The sequence below is a fragment of the Pseudorhodoplanes sp. genome, from assembly GCA_032027085.1.
GTDB lineage: Bacteria > Pseudomonadota > Alphaproteobacteria > Rhizobiales > Xanthobacteraceae > Pseudorhodoplanes.
The window spans coordinates 2,070,525-2,088,073 of record JAVSMS010000001.1; the positions used below are offsets into that span (position 1 = coordinate 2,070,525).

Consider the following 17,549-nt stretch of genomic DNA (forward strand, 5'->3'; position numbering starts at 1 on the left):
GCGTGCAAGTACGTCACCCGCGTTCATCACGTCGCGCGTATTGCGTTCCTGGCTCCATTGGCCGTAGGGTGGCCATAGCCCACGGCTATTGCTGACAATTGAAGAAATCGATTGATTGATTGCACACGACCACTTGTTCCGCGATCGTGTGGGCCTATGAACTTTTCCTATTGGCTGATGGCTCACGGATAATCGCCGGATGATCGACAAGCTTGAATTTTTCATCGCCCTCGCACGAGAGCAGCATTTTGGGCGGGCCGCCGAAAGCTGCGGCATCAGCCAGCCGTCTTTGTCGGCGGCCGTCAAAAGCCTTGAAGACTCCTTCGGTGTGCTTCTGGTTCATCGCGGCTCCCGCTTCCGCGGTTTTACGCCCGAGGGCGAGCGTGTTCTCGAATGGGCCCGGCGAATCGTTTCCGACGCGAGAGCCATGCATCAGGAGGTCGATGCGCTTAAACGCGGCCTCGCAGGCCATCTGCGTATCGCCGCGATCCCGACCGCTCTGGCCATGAGCGCGATGCTGACCACGCCCTACCGTGCCAAACATCCGGAGGTGAAATTCAGCGTCCTGTCGCATACCTCGGTTGAAGTGCTGAGCATGATCGAAAATCTCGAGGTGGATGCGGGCATCACCTATCTCGACAATGAGCCCCTGAATCGCGTGAACGCCATCCCCCTCTATCAGGAAGAATATCGGCTGTTGACGTCCCCGAACGGGGTGCTTGGCAATCGCGACAAGGTCACCTGGGCGGAGGTCGGACAGGTGCCGCTCTGCCTGCTGACGCCGACTATGCAGAACCGTCGCATTATTGACGGATTGCTGCGTGCGGCAGGCTCCGAACCTTCCCCGACGCTTGAATCGAATTCGATGATCGTTCTGTTCGCACATGTGCGAACCGGGCAATGGGCGAGCATCATGCCGGCGAAGCTCGCCGACACGCTGGGTCTGACCGAGAGCGTGCGTTCGATCCCCATCATTGAGCCCTCTGCAACGCATGCGGTGGGGCTCGTCGTCTCTGATCGGGACAAGACCACGCCGCTGGTTCGGGCTCTGATTTCAGAAGCCAAGAAGCTTGCCAAGGTGCTTGCGCAACCTGTTGCTGCGTGAAGCGGCATTCGCCGATATTTGTTGTCTTTAGTTAATCTTATCAATTGATCAGAAATCCGGATCGCCGCGACGATCAGCAAGGCTGATCGTTCCATCCGCGCAGCTGTATTGATTCAACGAGGCTTTCCTTTCAGTTTCCGACCATTCTCATCTGGAGATGGTCACAGGCTGTGCCGACATTTGAACCTTGGACTACCGATCGGGCGCTGAGCATCATCGCGGAAAACAAGGACCGCGATGGCGCAACATTGCCGATCCTGCACGCGCTGCAGGAGACATTCGGACATGTGCCGGAAGCGGCGGCACCACTGATCGCCGACGCACTCAATCTGTCACGCTCGGAAGTGCATGGCGTCATTACCTTCTACCATGTTTTCAGACGGCAGCCGGCAGGCCGTCATGTTCTGAAACTGTGCCGCGCGGAAGCGTGTCAGGCATGCGGCTGCGATGACCTCATCTCGCAAGCGGAATCGCGGCTTGGCGTGAAGCTTGGCGGCACGACCGCCGACGGGCGCGTGACGATCGAAGCTGTCTATTGTCTGGGCCTGTGCTCCACCGCGCCGTCGGCAATGATCGACGGAAAGCCCGTCGGCCGGCTGACCGAGAAGAAGCTCGGCACATTGCTGGCGGAGGCCGACCGATGAGCCACCGCATTTACATTCCCGGCGATTCCGCCGCTGTCGCCTGCGGTGCCGACGAAATTGCCGCGGCAATCGAAACGCTGGCAGCAAGGAACAAGATTGCCGTCACGATCATCCGCAACGGTTCGCGCGGCCTGCATTGGCTGGAGCCGCTGCTTGAAGTCGAAACGCCGAAAGGCCGGGTCGCCTATGGGCCGGTGGAGGAGGGTGACGTCGTCTCCGTTTTCGAGGCGATGCTGGCGGAGGGCGGCGAACACAAGCTGCGGCTCGGCGTCACCGACGACATTCCCTGGCTGAAACGGCAGACACGCCTGACCTTCGCACGTTGCGGCATCGTGGATCCTCGCTCGCTGGACGATTACAGGGCGCATGACGGCTACAAGGGGCTGGAGAAGGCGCTGGCCAATCCAACGGGCATTGTCGCAGAAGTGACCGAATCCGGTCTGCGCGGCCGCGGCGGTGCGGGCTTTCCGACCGGCATCAAATGGAAAACGGTCGCCGACGCCAAACCTGATCAGAAATACATCGTCTGTAATGCGGACGAGGGCGACAGCGGAACCTTCGCCGACCGCATGATCATGGAGGGAGACCCATTCGTTCTGATCGAGGGCATGACGATTGCCGGGATCGCCGTCGGCGCCAGCAAGGGCTACATCTATTGCCGCTCGGAATATCCGCTCGCCATCGCCGTGCTGAATGACGCCATCAAGGCTGCGATGCGTGGCGGGATGCTGGGCAAGAATGTTGCCGGTTCCCCTTTCACATTTGAGCTTGAAGTGCGCTCGGGCGCGGGCGCCTATGTCTGCGGCGAGGAAACCTCGCTGCTGGAAAGTCTGGAAGGCAAGCGCGGTCTGGTGCGGGCCAAGCCGCCGCTGCCGGCCCACAAGGGTCTGTTCGGCAAGCCAACGGTCATCAACAATGTGCTCTCGTTCGCGACCGTGCCGATCATCATGCACAAGGGCGGCGCGTTCTACAAAAACGTCGGCATGGGCCGGTCGCGCGGTACGATGCCGGTCCAGCTTGCCGGCAATGTCAAGCATGGTGGTCTTTACGAAGTCGCCTTTGGCATTACGCTCGGCGAGTTGGTGGAGCAGATCGGCGGGGGGACGGCCAGCGGCCGCCCGGTACGTGCCGTGCAGGTCGGAGGCCCGCTCGGGGCGTATTTCCCGCCTGCGCTGTTCGACACGCCGTTCGATTATGAGGCTTTTGCGGCGCGCGACGGCCTGATCGGGCATGGCGGCATCGTCGTGTTCGACGACAGCGTCAACATGGCCAAGCAGGCGCGCTTCGCGATGGAATTTTGCGCCATCGAATCCTGCGGCAAGTGTACGCCCTGCCGCATCGGGTCGACACGCGGCGTCGAAACGATCGACCGCATCATCAAGAACGAGAAGCGTCCTGAAAACCTCGCCGTACTCGAAGACCTTTGCAACACCATGAAATTCGGTTCGCTCTGCGCGCTGGGCGGCTTCACGCCGTATCCGGTCATGAGCGCGCTTACCCATTTCCCTGAAGATTTCGGCGCAGCGCCACCGCGTCTGCAAGCTGCGGAATGAAGGAGACACACATGTCGCTCGTTCATGAGGCCGATTTCGGAACGCCAGCCTCGAAATCTGAAAAGATGGTCGAACTGACCATCGACGGCCGGAAAATTTCGGTGCCCGAAGGTACTTCGGTCATGCGCGCGGCGATGGAGATGGGAACGCAAATTCCAAAACTCTGCGCCACCGACATGGTGGACGCATTTGGTTCCTGCCGGCTCTGTCTTGTGGAGATCGAGGGGCGTGCCGGCACGCCGGCCTCCTGCACGACACCCGTCGCGCCTGGCATGGTCGTGCACACGCAGACCAACCGTCTGGCGCAGCTCCGCAGGGGCGTGATGGAGCTCTATATCTCCGATCACCCGCTCGACTGCCTGACATGCTCGGCCAACGGAGACTGCGAATTGCAGGACATGGCCGGGGCGGTGGGCCTGCGCGACGTGCGTTACGGCTACGAGGGCGAGAACCACGTCTTTGCGAGGAAGGCCGGAGTCGCCAACGAGAACTGGCTGCCGAAGGACGAGTCAAACCCCTATTTCACCTACGATCCGTCGAAGTGCATCGTCTGCTCGCGCTGCGTGCGCGCCTGCGAGGAAGTGCAGGGCACCTTCGCGCTGACGATCTCGGGCCGCGGCTTCGACAGCCGCGTGTCGCCCGGCACGAACGAAAGCTTCCTCGGCTCCGAATGCGTGTCCTGCGGCGCCTGCGTACAGGCCTGCCCGACCGCCACGCTGAACGAGAAGACGGTGATCGAGATCGGCAAGCCCGAGCATTCGGTGGTCACCACCTGCGCCTATTGCGGCGTCGGCTGCGCCTTCAAGGCGGAGATGCGGGGCGAGGAACTCGTCCGCATGGTTCCCTACAAGAACGGCGAGGCGAACCGCGGACATTCCTGCGTGAAGGGCCGCTTCGCCTGGGGTTATGCGACCCACAGGGAGCGCATCCTCAAGCCGATGATCCGCAAGAAGGTCACGGATCCGTGGAGGGAGGTAAGTTGGGAGGAGGCGATCTCCTATGCCGCATCCGAATTCAAGCGCATCCAGGCGAAATACGGCAAGAATGCCGTCGGCGGCATCACCTCGTCGCGCTGCACCAACGAGGAAACCTTCCTCGTCCAGAAGCTGATCCGGGCCGCCTTCGGCAACAACAATGTCGATACCTGCGCGCGCGTCTGCCATTCACCAACAGGCTACGGGCTGGGCCAGACTTTCGGAACGTCAGCCGGAACACAAAACTTCGATTCCGTCGAAGATGCAGATGTCATCGTCATCATCGGCGCTAATCCGGCGTCGGCGCATCCGGTGTTTGCCTCGCGCATGAAAAAGCGCCTGCGTCAGGGCGCCAAGCTGATCGTGATCGATCCGCGCCGCACCGAGATGGTGAAATCGCCGCATATCGAGGCAGACTATCATTTGCCGCTGTGGCCCGGGACCAATGTGGCTGTGCTGACGGCGCTCGCACATGTCATCGTCACCGAAAAGCTCTACAGCGAGACGTTTATCCGCGAACGCTGCGACTGGGATGAGTTCCTGCACTGGGCCGATTTCGTTTCGCTGCCGCAGAATTCGCCCGAAACTGTTGCGAAACTCTCGAGCGTTCCGGCCGAGACCATTCGTGCTGCCGCCCGGCTTTATGCGACCGGCGGCAATGGCGCGATCTATTACGGTCTCGGCGTGACCGAACACAGCCAAGGTTCGACCGCCGTGATGGCGATCGCCAATCTTGCCATGGCGACCGGTAATATCGGCCGGCCCGGCGTCGGCGTGAACCCGCTGCGTGGACAGAACAACGTGCAGGGCTCCTGCGACATGGGGTCGTTCCCGCACGAACTGTCGGGCTATCGGCATATCTCGCTCGATGAGCCGCGCGCGATGTTCGAGAAGGACTGGGGCGTAACGCTCGACAAGGAGCCGGGCCTGCGCATCAACAACATGCTCGACGCCGCCGTCGATGGTAGCTTCAAGGGCATTTACATCCAGGGCGAAGACATCCTTCAGTCCGACCCAGACACAAAGCATGTGTCGGCCGGCCTGGAAGCCATGGAATGCGTTGTAGTACAGGACCTGTTCCTGAACGAGACCGCGCGTTTCGCGCATGTCTTCCTGCCGGGGTCCACCTTCCTTGAAAAGGACGGCACTTTCACCAATGCTGAGCGGCGCATCCAGCGCGTGCGCAAGGTGATGTCGCCCAAAAATGGCTATGGCGACTGGGAAATCACGCTGTTGCTTTCCAAAGCGCTCGGCTACGAGATGCATTACAGCCACCCGTCCGAGATCATGGACGAAATCGCGCGTCTGACGCCGGGTTTCGCCAATGTCTCCTATGAGATGCTGGACCGGCGTGGTTCGGTGCAATGGCCGTGCAACGACAAGGCGCCGGAAGGCTCGCCGATCATGCACATCAACGGTTTCGTGCGCGGCGAGGGCAAGTTCATCGTCACAGAATATGTCGCGACCGATGAGAAGACTGGACCGCGCTTCCCGCTGCTGCTCACAACCGGCAGAATCCTGTCGCAGTATAATGTCGGTGCGCAGACGCGGCGCACTGCCAACTCCATGTGGCATGCGGAAGACGTGCTGGAAATCCATCCACATGACGCCGAGCAGCGCGGCATCCGCGACGGCGACTGGGTGAAGCTGGCAAGCCGTGCCGGCGAGACGACCCTGCGCGCGCAGATCACCGACCGCGTCGCGCCGGGTGTCGTCTACACCACTTTCCATCACCCCGACACGCAGGCCAATGTCATCACGACCGACTTCTCGGACTGGGCGACCAATTGTCCGGAATATAAGGTCACGGCGGTGCAGATCTCGCCATCCAACGGGCCGTCGCGCTGGCAGCAGGAATACGAGGAGTTCTCGCGCCAGACCCGCCGCATTGCGCCGCTGGAAGCCGCGGAGTAGGGCGATTCAGACGATTTCAATCTTTCCGCGGATGTCGTGGCGAACCGCCGCCGGTTCGGTCAGCGGCGTGCGTGCGATCCCGGAGGAAACGGCCATCGCCTTCACCTACAACGGGGGCTCCTATGCAGTGATGATGGCGTCACCGCAGAATCTGGAAGACTTCGCCTTTGGTTTCAGTTTGCATGAAGGCATCGTGTCCTCGCCGCATGACATTGCCAGTCTTGACATCGTCGAGCATGGCGACGGCATCGAATTGCGAATGTGGCTCAGCGAGGCGCATACGCGGCAGCTCAGCGAGCGGCGCCGGCATATCGCCGGTCCAACCGGCTGCGGTCTGTGCGGCCTTGAAAGCCTGTCGGAGGCCCTGCGGCCAACGCCGCATATCCCGAGCAGCGGTCGGACGATCACGCCCGGGCAGATCATGCAGGCATTGTCGGCGGTACCCGCGTTGCAACAGCTGAACCAGCAGACGCGGGCCGTACACGCCGCGGCATTCTGGGAGCCGGCCTTTGGCATCCTGGCTCTGCGTGAAGATGTCGGCCGTCACAATACGCTCGACAAGCTGGGCGGCGCGCTCGCCCGCGCGGGGCGGTCGGGAAAATCCGGCGCAGTGATTGTCACCAGCCGCGTGTCGGTGGAGATGGTGCAGAAGACGGCCGTCATCGGCGCGCCCGTCATTATCGCCGTGTCGGCACCAACCGCGCTGGCGGTTCGGACCGCCGAGGCGGCCGGCATCACGCTGGTGGCAACTGCACGCGACGATGGTTTTGAAATTTTTACACATCCCGAGCGTATTCACCAGGAAGCGGCCGCCCATGTCGCATAGCAAGTCGACCGATAAGCTGGTCTATATGGCCAACCAGATCGGAAAGTTCTTCAGCAGTCAGGGGCACGATGGGGCGGCAGCCGGGATTGCCGAACACATCAGGAAATTCTGGGACCCGCGCATGCGCAGCGTTATACTCTCGCATCTGGATGCGGGCGGACAAGGACTTGACCCCGATGTACGTGCCGCGATCGGTCGCCTCAGGGATATGGCTCGTCAAGGCGCATAATCGAGCCGCATAGTGCCGGACACGCGCCGCCGCTCTTGCCATCTGCCGTGGCCTTTGCCAACTACGAGCAATGGCACAGGGTCACGGATTTTCGCAGCCACCCAGGCACCGGCTCCGTTTGGTGAGCACCACGGCGCCGGCGGGCGAGCGCGGGCTCGCCGTGTCTGATCCCCCTCCGGTTGTTGGGGGCAGTCACGATCCGCTGCTGGAATGGGCGTTGCGAGAGTGCAATGCAGGCCTTGTTTACACGCCGGAAGGCAGCGCGGCCGGTTTGCAGCGCTTTGTCGACGGCGGACTTGTCGCCGCCGCCATTCATCTGCATGCCTTCAGTGATGACAGCGATGAGAATGTTGCAGTCATGCGCAGTGAACAGCGCCTGCGCGACGCCGTGCTGGTCGGTTTTGCCCGCCGGGAGCAGGGCATTGTTGTGGCGAAAGGCAATCCTCTTGATCTTGCGGGAATCCGAGATGTGGCAAGTGCCGGCATACGCGTGGCGGTGCGTCCGGCCGGTGCCGGCGCGCAATTGCTGCTTGAGTCGCTGCTGGCGCGTGAGAACCTCGATGTCTCGAAGCTGACAATTGTCACGCCGGTCTGTCCAACCGGCACGGACATCGCGCTGGCCATCCAGGCGGGTCGGGCCGATTGCGGCATTGCCAGCCGCAGCGTGGCCAAGGCCGCCGGTCTCGATTTTATCTCTATGGCGTGGGAGCGTTTCGACCTTGTCGTGCGTCAGCGCGAGTATTTCCGGCCGCCGTTGCAGACGTTCTTCGCTTTTCTGACCACGCCGGCAATGAACGCCCGCGCGCAGGCCGCCGGCGGCTATGACATATCGATGGCCGGGCAGATCCGCCTCGCGCCGTGAAGTCCGTGTCAGAGCGGCGATAGGTGAATTGATAAATGCGCGAGACGGAAACCGGATCAAGTGTTTATGAGGTAATATTGTTTGCCGCTCGCGTCGAATTGCGGCGAGGCCGAGAGATACGCCTGGAGCGAATGATCAACTGCGTATCGTCAGAAGATTGCCGATTCAAATCGTACCGAATTGATGCCGAAATATCAGCAATGTAGATTGCGGCCGTTCATTCCGGAATTGATGAAACAGACGAGAATGATCGCGCGCCTGCTCAGACGCCTCAGACCCAAAGCCCCCTCGGTGATCATAACCGTCTATGGCGACTCCATTATGCATCACGGGGGCAGCGCCTGGCTGGGAAGTGTCATCGAATTGGTGGCGCCGCTCGGCCTGAACGACCGGGCGGTCCGGACGTCTGTCTTTCGCTTGGCCAAGGAGAACTGGCTGATCGCCGAACAGATCGGGCGCCGCAGCTACTACCGCCTCACCGAGGACGGGCGCCGGCGCTTCGATGCGGTGCATGGCCGCATCTATCATCGTGCAAGCCAGCCCTGGGACCGTCACTGGACCTTCGTCATCGTCAATTTCGCCGGCATGCCGGCGAAGCGCCGCGCTAGCCTCCGTAGCGATCTCCGCTGGCAGGGATTTGGCCAAGTGGCGAGCGATGTCATGCTGCATCCGGATCCCGATGAGGCCACATTGCGTCAGGTTCTGATTGAATCCGGCGCCGGCAAGCAGGCGTTGGTCATGCGCACTACGGCCGAGCCCTGGGTCGCTGCCGATGCACAGCGCGACCTCATCGGCCGCTCCTGGGACATGAAGCGGCTTGCCGCGGACTACAGAGCCTTCCTCGATACGTTTCAGCCGGTCTGGCAAAAGCTCAGTATCGCCGACAAGCTTGATCCGCAAACCTGCTTCATGGTCCGCACGCTGCTCATGCACGCCTACCGCCGTGTTCTGTTGCGTGATCCGAAGCTTCCAGACGAGCTGCTGAAGGCAAACTGGCCGGGCACCGCTGCGCGGCTGCTGTGCCGCGACCTCTACAAGCTGATTCAGGGGCCGGCCGAGCAGCACCTGATGGCGAGGCTGCAGACGGTGGACGGCCCGGCGCCCGCGGCCCATCCGAGCTATTTCACACGCTTCGGCGGCCTGAATTCGTTCGCCGACGCATAATCAAAGTCCGCTATCAGGGGCACGATTTCATTAGATTATTCATAGTGTTGTGGCCGCAAATCGGTGCCGCTCGCCGCTGCTCAGAAATGATACAAATCAAGTTTCTAAAAGAAAAAATATGTAATACGTTGATTTGTGCAGGAGGAATACGTCCCGGACTTGTCGTCATCCGGCGATGATCACGGTGCCGAAACAGGGCCACGCCGCCATTGCAGAACGAGGCGATGCACCTTTCGCATTCAGGCGCGGATCGAGACCGACGACACCGGACATTTCGCTGCCCGCCAGGCTTTGCGGGCTGAAGTGAGGGTGCAGACATGACAGCGCTTGCAGCGCGCGACACGGCCGCGCGAAAACTGGTCCCGACCCTTTGCTACAATTGCGTCGCCGGCCCGGATTTCATGCAGGTGATCGTCGAGGACGGCGTTGCCACCGGCATCGAGCCGAACCACAGCGCGGCCGGTGTCCATCCGGGAGCAGGGCGGCCCTGCGTGCGCGCCTACGGTCTCGTGCAGAAGACCTACAATCCGCACCGCATTAGCCAGCCGATGAAGCGGACCAATCCGAAAAAGGGGACGCGACGAGGATCCGGGCTTCGTGCCGATCTCCTGGGACGAGGCACTCGACACCATCGCCGCGCGGCTCAAGGACATCATGAGCCGCGGCCTCATCGATGAGGCCGGGCTGCCGCGCGTCGCGGCGTCGTTCGGGCATGGCGGCACGCCGCGCAGCTATATGGGCTCCTTCCCCGCCTTCATGTCGGCTTTCGGTCCGATCGACTTTTCGTTCGGCTCCGGACAGGGCGTCAAATGCACCCATTCCGAACATCTCTACGGCGAATACTGGCATCGTGCCTTCACCGTCTCCTCCGATACGGTGCTGACCAATCTCGTCGTCTCCTTCGGCTCCAACTATGAAGTGACCGGCGGCGTCTGCGCGGTGCGCCGGCATGCCGACGCCCGCATCCGCGGCGTCAAACGCATCCAGATCGAGCCGCATCTATCGGCGACCGCCGCCTGTTCGGCGGAATGGGTGCCGATCAAGCCGAAGACAGACGCCGCCTTCATGCTGGCGATGATCCATGTGCTGCTGCATGAGACGCCGCGCACCGCGCTCGACATCCCCTATCTGCGCGACCGCACCTCCTCGCCCTATCTCGTTGGGCCGAACGGCTACTATCTGCGCGATCCGCAAAGCGGCAAGCCGCTGGTGTGGGACGAGAAGGTCGGGCGCGCCATGCCCCACGACACGCCCGGCATCGTGCCGGCGCTGGAAGGTCATTTCACGGTTGCCGAGGCGGTCAGCCATCTCGCCGACAAGGAAGTGGCGCGCCACGACAATGCGCCGGCGCACACCGCCTTCACCGCCATGGTCGAGCATATGCGGCACTATTCGCCGGACTGGGCGAGCTCGATCTGCGGCGTGAAGCCCGACAAGATTCGCCATGTCGCTAACGAATACGTGTCGAACGCCTGCGTCGGGCAGACGATCGAGATCGAGGGCCACACGCTGCCGCTGCGGCCGGTGGCGGTGACACTCGGCAAGACCGTCAATAACGGCTGGGGCGCATTCGAATGCTGCTGGTCGCGCACGGTGCTGGCGACGCTCGTCGGCGCGCTGGAAGTGCCGGGCGGCACGCTCGGCACCACGGTGCGCCTCAACAAGGGCCACGATAACCGTCTCGTCAGCGTCCTGCCGGGCGAGGACGGCTTCATGGTGTCCTCGCTCAATCCGACGAGCGAGGCCGACTGGAAGGCCAAGCCCACCGGACGTAACGCCCACCGCACGCTCGTGCCGATCGTCGGCAATTCCGCCTGGAGCCAGGCGCTCGGCCCCGCGCATCTGCCCTGGCTGTTCATGGACAAATCGCCGGAGGAATGGCCCAAGCAGCGCGCGCCGGAATTCTGGCTCACCTTCCGCACCAATCCGGCGGTCGCCTTCTGGGATACTGCGAAGCTCACGCGCGCCATTTCGCAGATGCCGTTCGTCGTGGCCATCGCCTACACCTTCGACGAAACCAACCACATGGCGGACATCCTGCTTCCAGATGCCTCCGACCTCGAAAGCACGCAGCTCGTGCCCATCGGCGGCACGAAATTCGTCGAGCAGTTCTGGGAGCATACCGGTGTCGCGTTGCGCCAGAAGGCGGTCGAGCCGCAGGGCGAGGCGCGCGATTTCACCTGGATCACGACCGAGCTCGCCAAGCGCACCGGGCTCATCGAGAAATACAACGCCGCCATCAACCGCGGTGCCATCGGCGCCCCGCTCAAGGGCAAGAACTACGATTTCTCGCTGTCGACCGATCAGGTGCACGACGCCGACACCATCTGGGACGCGGTGTGCAAGGCCTCGACTGCGGCGCTGACCGACGGCCAGGAGGTCAAGGATCTCGCCTGGATGAAGGAGCACGGCTATTTCGTCGTGCCGTTCAAGCGCACCGACTGGTACCTCTATCCGAGCCTTGCCGACCAGAATCTGCGCTTCGAATTGCCGTATCAGGAGCGGCTGATGCGGGTGGGTGAGGAATTGCGCCGCCGCCTGCACGCGCAGGGTATTCACTGGTGGGACGAGCAGCTCAGCGAATATCAGCCGCTGCCGGAATGGCATGACGTGCCCGGCCGCTGGGTCAAGGCGGTGGTGGCGGCGGGTAAGAAGCCGGAGGACTATCCCTTCTGGGGCATCACGACCAAGACCATGTTCTATTCCGCCGGCAACAATTCCGGCGTGCCGCTGATGCACGAGGTCGGGCAGAACGTACGCGGCCATGGCGGCATCATCCTCAATGCCGGCGTCGCAGAGAAGCTCGGCATCGCGGCCGGCGACTGGATCGAGGTGCGCTCCATCGTCGCCGCGACGCGCGGGCGCGCGGTGCCGGTGCAGGGCTGCCATCCCGAGACCATCGTCATTCCCGGTCAGCACGAGCACTGGAAGACGCCGTTCGCCAAGGACCTCAACTTCCCCTCGCTCAACACCGTCACGCAGATGTCGATGGAACTGACCGACGCCACCGGCTCGGGCGCCGACGTCGTGCGCGTCTGCGTGCGCAAGGTCGACGGACCCGGAAAGGGAGCGCGGTCATGACCCGCTATGTGATGGTGGCGGACCTGCGCCGCTGCGTCGGCTGCCAGGCCTGCACCGCCGCCTGCAAGGAAGCCAACGGCACTCCGATCGGCGTGCAGTGGCGGCGCGTGCTCGACATCGAGGTCGGCGAGTTTCCCGACGTGAAGCGCGTCTATGTACCGACCGGTTGCCAGCACTGCGCCGAACCGCCCTGCATGGATGTCTGCCCAACCACGGCGACCCGTCAGCGTCCCGACGGCATCGTCACCATCGACTATGACCTGTGCATCGGCTGCGCCTATTGCGCCGTCGCCTGCCCCTACGAGGCGCGCTATCGGGTGGATCACCCGAAATTTGCCTTTGGCGAGGAAGCATCGATCTCGGAACAGGCGCGCTTCGACGACAGGACGATCGGCGTAGCGACCAAATGTACCTTCTGCGTCGACCGCATCGACGGCGGTTGCGCCAAGGGTCTGGTGCCCGGCGTCGATCCCGACGCCACACCGGTCTGCGTCAACACCTGCATCTCCGGTGCGCTCGCCTTCGGCGATATCGACGATCCAAACAGCAACGTCTCGCGGCTCTTGGCAGAGAACAAATCGTTTCGCATGCATGAAGAGGCGGGAACATCTCCCAGCTTTTATTACCTCTGGGACAAGGAGCTGTCATGAAGCAGGTGTTGCAGGCGCGCCTCCAGCGCTACTGGGATATGCGTGCCGCCGGCAATTTCAGCTTCGGCGGCACCGGCAGCGGACTGGTTATGGCCGCGGCCCTCGGCTTGGCTATCGGGTTGCCGTCGGCGCTGTCGCTTGCGGTCGGGCTTGCGCTGATCGGACTGGGCCTGTTCTGCGTCTGGCTTGAGATCGGGCGGCCGTGGCGCGCGCTCAACGTGTTCTTCCATCCGCGCACCTCATGGATGACGCGCGAAGCCATGCTGGTGCCGCCGCTGATGGCCGTCGGCGTCGCGGCCATCGTGCTCGACATCAGATTTGTTGTTCTCGCGGCCCTGTTCGCGGCCGGATTTCTCTATTGCCAGGCGCGCATGCTACACGCCGCGCGCGGCATTCCGGCCTGGTGTCAGAAAGAGACGGTCCCGCTGATCGTCGCCACGGGAATTGCGGAAGGGACCGGTCTCTTCCTCGCGGTTGCTGGCGCACCGCCCGCGATGATCGGCGCCGCGCTTTGCGCCGTGATCCTGCGTGAAGTCGCCCGCGAATTCCATCGACGTGGCCTCATCAAGGCGAAAGCACCGGCGGGGACGCTGGCATGGTTCGCGCTGCGCGAAGAAAGGGTGCTGACCGCGGCCCGCTATGCGACCATTGCGCTCTTGGCGCTGGCGCTTGCCGGCTGGAACACGGCCGCAATTGGCGGCTTGATGGCAGTTGCGACCGGCTGGGGATTGAAAGTCATGCTGATCACCCGCGCCGCTTTCACCCGCGGGCACGTCATCAAGAACACGCCGGCCCGCGGCCGCGATCCGAGCCATGTCATTATACCATCCTGAATGGGCTGTGCGGTGACCGCAGACAGCATTGTCATCAACGATATAGGTGTCGTGCACGACAACTTGCCGGCGCCCGTCGACAATGTGCTGTCGCTCGCGTGCCGCAAGCGCCTCGCGCAGGAGCGCATGCGCGGTGTGCCGGAGGAGACGCCGGTCGCGCTCACCTTCAACGGCACGACCTATGTGGTGATGATGGCAACACCGGCCGATCTCACCGACTTCGCGGTTGGATTCAGCCTGACCGAGGGCGTGATCACCTGTCCCGCCGAAATTGAAAGCCTCGCGGTGATGACGCACGCGACCGGCATCGAATTGCAGATGTGGCTTACGCCCGAACGTGCATCCGCACTCGGCGAACGCCGGCGCAGCCTCGCCGGTCCAACCGGATGCGGACTATGCGGTGTTGAAAGCCTCGCTGGCGTGTTGCGGCCGGTCCCGCGCGTTGCCGACGGAATCGTCATTACACCGCATACAGTCCGTGCTGCCTTGTCGTCCCTTTCATCGGCGCAATATCTGTTTCAGGAGACGCAGGCGGTTCATGCCGCCGGGCTGTTCGTGCCTGGCCATGGCCTCGTGTCCGTGCGCGAGGATGTCGGGCGGCATAATGCGCTCGACAAGCTGGTTGGTGATCTCGCGCATCGCCGTATTCCTGGAGCGACCGGCCTCGTGGCGCTCACCGGACGCGTTTCGATCGAGATGGTGCAGAAGACCGCTGCGCTCGGCGCTGCCATTATCGTCGCCATCTCGGCGCCAACCGCGCTGGCCATCCGTGCGGCAGAAGCGGTCGGCATCACCCTGATCGGGATTGCGCGCGAAGACGGCTTCGAGGTCTTCACCGGCGGGCATCGGATGAGCTTCCCATAGGTTTCACTCAGTAGCCAACGACCTGATCGCGCATGCTGAGATGAGGGCCGCCCGCGCTGTAAGCGTTTGCGCCGGGATACGCGTTCGTCTCAAGTGCTAGAAGTTGCACGTTAGATAATTCGTCGTTTCAAAATTGCTCTATTGAACCTCGACCCCCGTCGTACGTTCCAGCGATGAGCGCGGAGCGAGAGTTGGCTTACGTGGTGTCACGATTTCCTGCTGCGCCTCGGAAAATGGACCTGTGTCCAGGAGAATTGGCGCTTCAACCTTGAGCGTATCGCCGGGCTCCAGAGGCGTCGTTTCAGACGCATTCACTTCTATGGTCCGTCCTGCATCTTCACGCAGTATCGTAAAGAGCGGCTGCATCTTGCGGGCGCGTGCGCGTTGGGCCAAGGATTGGGGGGCGACCACCTCGGCTTCATAGAGCAGTTGTTCGGCCGTGTTGAGTTTCTGTCGAATTTCATCGAGCTTATGCTGAGTCGCGCGCAGTTCCGTCGTGGCCTCATTAGTACGTTTGTTGTGAAGCTCCAATATGGCGATGTCTGTCTTGCTGATTTCTTGCCTGGCTTTTAGAAGAGCCGTGCCGACCCGCAGACGATCGCCCTCGATTTGCGCCAGCGTCCGTTCCAGGGAAAGCTGTCTCGGAGTAACGGACAATCCCTTGTCTACGAGTGCAGAAATGTTCTGAAGTTCCTTTTTGACGAGCCTGATTTGGTCATCTTCCGTCTTTAACTGGCCCTCGAGCGAGACGATTTCCTTATCCAAGTAGGTTTTCAACTGGTTCAGCGCATGTATCTGAGTTGCAAGCGCCTCTCGGCGTGCCACGAAGATCGATTTCTCTTGCTCAATAATGAGTGCAACGAACGGTTCACGCTGTCTCCCTGTCAGCTCGCTGGGAAACGAAATCGCTTCTGATTGATTCAGTTCCGCGTCGAAACGCGCTTTGCGGGCGAGCAGGCTGGCCATTTGCGCTTTCAACACGTTCAAGTCGCCTCTCGATGAAATCGCCTCCCGTCGCAGCCTTATCGAGCCCGAATCGTTCAATCGGTATACGCCGCCGGCGATCGTCAGGGCCTTCAAGACTGTGAGGCCGGGCCGATATGGATATTCTCCAGGGCGGTCCACGTCGCCTGCGATATAGAATGGTCTGAATTGTACGATTTCGACAGATAAGTCTGGCGCTCGACCCATGCCCATTTCTCTTCGGAAACGTTCAGCAATCAGTTTCGCCAGCTCCCCGACCTGAAGACCGGAGGCCATAACATCGCCGGCGAAGGGCAGGGACAACATACCGTCGGGCCCAACAGTAAACTCATCGTTCAATGCGTCCCATTCGACGACTTGACCAAGAGTTGCGCGCCATTCGTAAGCCTTCAGGCGAATTTTGTCGCGGGGTCCGAGCCGATATTCACTGCCTATTGCTGGAGATCCTTCGGCGACGAGAACAAAGAGCAGAACTACGGAAAACAACAAGGCCAGCGATCGATAAATGCTTCGTGCTTGTTGTCGCTTCAGATGGAAAAGGCGCTTCTGGTGTCTCATGACATGCCCGCTGAGTTTAGATTTTCAGGATGTATTCGGGCTCAATTCGTCCCTGCATCAGGTGATAGGCCGCGAGAAGATTGCCCTTGAGGCGCCCTCGTCTATCGACATAGGGTTCCGACCAGAAGCTCCGGAGGAAATTAGCAGCCACGTTGCGTCCAATCAGCCGGAGCGCAAAGATTGCTGGAACGGTGCCTTTCTTGATGAGATAGACTGGATTTGCGATCTGCGAATAACCAAAACGGACGCCGCTAACACGCCCGGCCTTGAGGCCTAGATGAACACCAATAGCGGTGTTCAATTGGACGATACGGCCGTGACGGCGCAGTTGACTTGTGAAATCAATATCTTCCTGCCAACCATAGAGCACTAGGCGCTCGTCGAAGCGCAACTGGCCAATAAGACGCGATCGCATCGACATATTGCACCCATAAGCTCCGATATGATCTGTCACTTCGAGCTTTGTGGGCGCGCTTGCCTGAGCGGAGCGAAGGAGAGCAAGTCCCTGCTCGAAAGTAAATCCCTCGTGTCGCGCTCCATCCTTCACGACATGCCCCATGATGACAGCCCAATCGGAATGTGCTTCGAAGCAGCCTGCAACAATCTTCAAATAGCTATCTTCAGGAAGAAAGTCGTCGTCGAAGAACGTCACGATATCGGAGCGCGGAAGTGCGTGTGAGAGGGCTAAGTTGCGCTGTGCGCTTAAGCCTCTTTGCCCAAAAACATAAGATATCGGGAAGCTCGTGCTTCGGAACGGCTCCACATGTGTCGAGTCGGGTGCCGAAATGATGACCTCATCCGGCTTGCGCTGTTGTCGCTCGAGATGAGACAGCAGGCGGTTGATCTGCCGTTTTCGATCCAAGGTTGGAATAACCGCGACAATTTTCATTGCTCACCTGAGAAAGGTCTGCGAGCTGGTTCGTGTTGCGTCGCCTGCATACCAGCCGTCGACACACTGCCGGCCGCTGTTGCCTGCCGGAAATGAAGGTTACGTCCGCAGCGAACCGGGAACATCCTCCCAAATAAGTCTAGACCTCTTGCGCGGCGCAATACGCCATGGCGGATATTAATGATGGCCCTACGTCAAACGACTATCGATCGAAAGCCTTAGAGCTACGCCTTCGGAATTGGCCGCGCATCACGCTTTCCAGTCCCACATGAACCGTTAGCTACCTTGTTTGCAAACGACTCCTGGCGAATGGTTTAGCAAGGCATCGTCACTGCAAAGGTTCTATCAACGGCACGCGGATGGGAGACGAATGCATCGCTTACCTCAAAGCGAAGTGATTGCCCGGCAAGTTGTCCCGA

15 protein-coding genes are annotated in these 17,549 nt (G+C 61.3%); 13 read left to right on the forward strand and 2 right to left on the reverse strand.

Annotation, left to right across the window (positions count from 1 at the left end; translation table 11 throughout):
- Positions 1-199: 199 nt before the first annotated feature.
- The 13 genes from RO009_10120 (at position 200) to fdhD (RO009_10180) (ending at position 14,699) form a co-directional block, all read left to right on the forward strand.
- On the forward strand, positions 200-1,105 hold the full coding sequence (locus tag RO009_10120) for a LysR family transcriptional regulator (GenBank protein ID MDT3685383.1): 906 nt from the start codon (positions 200-202) through the stop codon (positions 1,103-1,105).
- Between the two features lie 170 nt (positions 1,106-1,275).
- Complete coding sequence (locus RO009_10125) at positions 1,276-1,749, forward strand: formate dehydrogenase subunit gamma (GenBank protein ID MDT3685384.1); 474 nt, start codon at positions 1,276-1,278, stop codon at positions 1,747-1,749.
- Positions 1,746-3,302 (forward strand): NADH-quinone oxidoreductase subunit NuoF, encoded by a 1,557-nt coding sequence (locus RO009_10130; GenBank protein ID MDT3685385.1) that lies wholly within the window; start codon positions 1,746-1,748, stop codon positions 3,300-3,302. The genes RO009_10125 and RO009_10130 overlap by 4 nt, the downstream gene beginning before the upstream one ends.
- An 11-nt stretch (positions 3,303-3,313) precedes the next feature.
- Complete coding sequence (fdhF, locus tag RO009_10135) at positions 3,314-6,190, forward strand: formate dehydrogenase subunit alpha (protein MDT3685386.1); 2,877 nt, start codon at positions 3,314-3,316, stop codon at positions 6,188-6,190.
- A gap of 31 nt (positions 6,191-6,221) precedes the next feature.
- The gene (fdhD, locus tag RO009_10140; protein MDT3685387.1) at positions 6,222-7,016 is read left to right on the forward strand and encodes a formate dehydrogenase accessory sulfurtransferase FdhD; all 795 of its coding nucleotides are present in this window, start codon (positions 6,222-6,224) and stop codon (positions 7,014-7,016) included.
- Positions 7,006-7,245, forward strand: a complete 240-nt coding sequence (locus RO009_10145; GenBank protein MDT3685388.1) for a formate dehydrogenase subunit delta — start codon at positions 7,006-7,008, stop codon at positions 7,243-7,245. The genes fdhD (RO009_10140) and RO009_10145 overlap by 11 nt, the downstream gene beginning before the upstream one ends.
- Before the next feature lie 121 nt (positions 7,246-7,366).
- On the forward strand, positions 7,367-8,107 hold the full coding sequence (locus RO009_10150; protein ID MDT3685389.1) for a substrate-binding domain-containing protein: 741 nt from the start codon (positions 7,367-7,369) through the stop codon (positions 8,105-8,107).
- A gap of 246 nt (positions 8,108-8,353) precedes the next feature.
- On the forward strand, positions 8,354-9,271 hold the full coding sequence (gene paaX, locus RO009_10155) for a phenylacetic acid degradation operon negative regulatory protein PaaX (GenBank protein ID MDT3685390.1): 918 nt from the start codon (positions 8,354-8,356) through the stop codon (positions 9,269-9,271).
- Between the two features lie 317 nt (positions 9,272-9,588).
- Positions 9,589-9,948, forward strand: coding sequence for a hypothetical protein (locus tag RO009_10160; protein MDT3685391.1), 360 nt, complete (start codon positions 9,589-9,591; stop codon positions 9,946-9,948).
- On the forward strand, positions 9,869-12,352 hold the full coding sequence (locus RO009_10165; protein MDT3685392.1) for a molybdopterin-dependent oxidoreductase: 2,484 nt from the start codon (positions 9,869-9,871) through the stop codon (positions 12,350-12,352). Before RO009_10160 ends, RO009_10165 begins: the two co-directional genes overlap by 80 nt.
- The gene (locus tag RO009_10170; GenBank protein MDT3685393.1) at positions 12,349-13,002 is read left to right on the forward strand and encodes a 4Fe-4S dicluster domain-containing protein; all 654 of its coding nucleotides are present in this window, start codon (positions 12,349-12,351) and stop codon (positions 13,000-13,002) included. Before RO009_10165 ends, RO009_10170 begins: the two co-directional genes overlap by 4 nt.
- Positions 12,999-13,835, forward strand: a complete 837-nt coding sequence (locus RO009_10175; protein ID MDT3685394.1) for a hypothetical protein — start codon at positions 12,999-13,001, stop codon at positions 13,833-13,835. The genes RO009_10170 and RO009_10175 overlap by 4 nt, the downstream gene beginning before the upstream one ends.
- A 12-nt stretch (positions 13,836-13,847) precedes the next feature.
- Positions 13,848-14,699 (forward strand): formate dehydrogenase accessory sulfurtransferase FdhD, encoded by an 852-nt coding sequence (fdhD, locus tag RO009_10180; protein ID MDT3685395.1) that lies wholly within the window; start codon positions 13,848-13,850, stop codon positions 14,697-14,699.
- Between the two features lie 138 nt (positions 14,700-14,837).
- Here fdhD (RO009_10180) and RO009_10185 read toward each other — a convergent pair whose 3' ends face one another.
- Both RO009_10185 and RO009_10190 read right to left on the reverse strand, forming a co-directional pair.
- Complete coding sequence (locus RO009_10185) at positions 14,838-16,241, reverse strand: polysaccharide biosynthesis/export family protein (GenBank protein ID MDT3685396.1); 1,404 nt, start codon at positions 16,239-16,241, stop codon at positions 14,838-14,840.
- A gap of 16 nt (positions 16,242-16,257) precedes the next feature.
- Entirely contained in the window at positions 16,258-17,130 is an 873-nt protein-coding gene (locus tag RO009_10190) for a glycosyltransferase family 2 protein (GenBank protein MDT3685397.1), read from the reverse strand.
- Between the last annotated feature and the right edge of the window lie 419 nt (positions 17,131-17,549).

What these genes read in the sequence shown, in the direction of transcription:
- RO009_10120 (MDT3685383.1), top strand. Translation starts at nt 200, where the DNA reads ATGATCGACAAGCTTGAATTTTTCATCGCCCTCGCACGAGAGCAGCAT.
- RO009_10130 (MDT3685385.1), top strand. Translation starts at nt 1,746, where the DNA reads ATGAGCCACCGCATTTACATTCCCGGCGATTCCGCCGCTGTCGCCTGC.
- fdhF (MDT3685386.1), top strand. Translation starts at nt 3,314, where the DNA reads ATGTCGCTCGTTCATGAGGCCGATTTCGGAACGCCAGCCTCGAAATCT.
- fdhD (MDT3685387.1), top strand. Translation starts at nt 6,222, where the DNA reads ATGTCGTGGCGAACCGCCGCCGGTTCGGTCAGCGGCGTGCGTGCGATC.
- RO009_10145 (MDT3685388.1), top strand. Translation starts at nt 7,006, where the DNA reads ATGTCGCATAGCAAGTCGACCGATAAGCTGGTCTATATGGCCAACCAG.
- paaX (MDT3685390.1), top strand. Translation starts at nt 8,354, where the DNA reads ATGATCGCGCGCCTGCTCAGACGCCTCAGACCCAAAGCCCCCTCGGTG.
- RO009_10160 (MDT3685391.1), top strand. Translation starts at nt 9,589, where the DNA reads ATGACAGCGCTTGCAGCGCGCGACACGGCCGCGCGAAAACTGGTCCCG.
- RO009_10170 (MDT3685393.1), top strand. Translation starts at nt 12,349, where the DNA reads ATGACCCGCTATGTGATGGTGGCGGACCTGCGCCGCTGCGTCGGCTGC.
- RO009_10175 (MDT3685394.1), top strand. Translation starts at nt 12,999, where the DNA reads ATGAAGCAGGTGTTGCAGGCGCGCCTCCAGCGCTACTGGGATATGCGT.
- RO009_10185 (MDT3685396.1), bottom strand. Translation starts at nt 16,241, where the DNA reads ATGAGACACCAGAAGCGCCTTTTCCATCTGAAGCGACAACAAGCACGA.
- RO009_10190 (MDT3685397.1), bottom strand. Translation starts at nt 17,130, where the DNA reads ATGAAAATTGTCGCGGTTATTCCAACCTTGGATCGAAAACGGCAGATC.